Annotated in this window: 2 protein-coding genes; one reads left to right on the top strand and one right to left on the bottom strand. The window is 62.2% G+C overall.

The window, feature by feature from the left end; all coding sequences use genetic code 11:
• Positions 1-152 precede the first annotated feature (152 nt).
• Positions 153-455, bottom strand: coding sequence for an accessory factor UbiK family protein (locus EN991_RS37365; protein ID WP_013530008.1), 303 nt, complete (start codon positions 453-455; stop codon positions 153-155).
• 169 nt (positions 456-624) lie between these two features.
• Between EN991_RS37365 and lgt the strand changes: the two genes are divergently transcribed.
• Positions 625-1,091: prolipoprotein diacylglyceryl transferase (gene lgt, locus EN991_RS37360; protein ID WP_127370581.1), on the top strand; the 467-nt coding region annotated here is incomplete at its 3' end.

The raw sequence follows: 1,091 nt of genomic DNA, 5'->3' as shown, positions 1-1,091 counted from the left end.
GTCTATTGATCGGGAGTCGCGTGAACAGCCCAATTTTTCGCACTGCGTCATTCGCATGTGGAAAGCCGCTGTCACAAAGATTCATGCAATGCCGTTAAGCGATTCACGGCAAAGCGCTTTTCAGGATCGGGCTATGTGGAAAAGTTTAACGATTATTTTTTTGTGCGCGGCTTGGCGGCCGTCGCTGGTGTGGCGTCGCCGGCCAGTTCTGCAAGCTTCGCCTCGAGCGCCTCGATGCGGGCGGCAAGGCGGGTATTCTCTTCCCGCGCTTTGGCGGCCATCTCGCGCGCGGCTTCGAACTCTTCGCGCTGCACCACGTCCATCGTATTGAGAATGCGCTCGGCCTGCCCCTTGAAGGCGGTCTCCACCTCACGGCGCACGCCCTGGGCGGCGCCGGCGGCGTCGGTCATCAGCTTGGCGAATTCATCGAGAATGCGGTTCGGTCCGGTCGACATGGCAAATCCTCGCGCTTGCACAAAATTGACGTAGTGGCGCCGCGCGTCGAATGCAAGCTTGTTGCACCTTGCTGCGGCATCAAGTCGAGTGCGCCCACCTTGCCTTGACCCTGCCAAAACCCTGCCGCATGGTCCGCGCCCAAACACGCTCGCAACCGAGAGTTCCCCGTTGAACGAATATTTCCTGCTGCCGCTGGCCTCCCTGCCCTTCCCCAACATCAACCCGATCCTCATCCAGATCGGGCCGCTGGCGGTGCACTGGTATGGCGTCGGCTATATCGTCGGCATCCTGTTCGCCTGGTGGTATGCCAAGCGGCTCGCCGCCAATGCCAGGCTGTGGCCGAACGGCGTCCTGCCGATGAAGCCGGAGGATCTCGACGATTTCATCGTCTGGGCGGCCATCGGCGTCGTGCTCGGAGGCCGCACCGGCTATGTGCTCTTCTATGATCTGGCGCGCTACATCGCGCACCCGCTCGATATCTTCGCCGTGTGGCAGGGCGGGATGTCGTTCCATGGCGGCCTGCTCGGCGTCATCCTCGCCATGACGCTGTTTTCCATCAAGCGCGGCATCCGCACCTGGTCGCTGTTCGATGTCGTGGCGGCCGGCGTGCCGGTCGGCCTTGGCCTGGTGCGCGT

The organism is Mesorhizobium sp. M7A.F.Ca.US.005.03.2.1 (genome assembly GCF_003997795.1).
GTDB lineage: Bacteria > Pseudomonadota > Alphaproteobacteria > Rhizobiales > Rhizobiaceae > Mesorhizobium > Mesorhizobium ciceri.
Note: the sequence above shows the minus strand (reverse complement) of the source record. Positions and strands in the feature narration are given on the sequence as shown.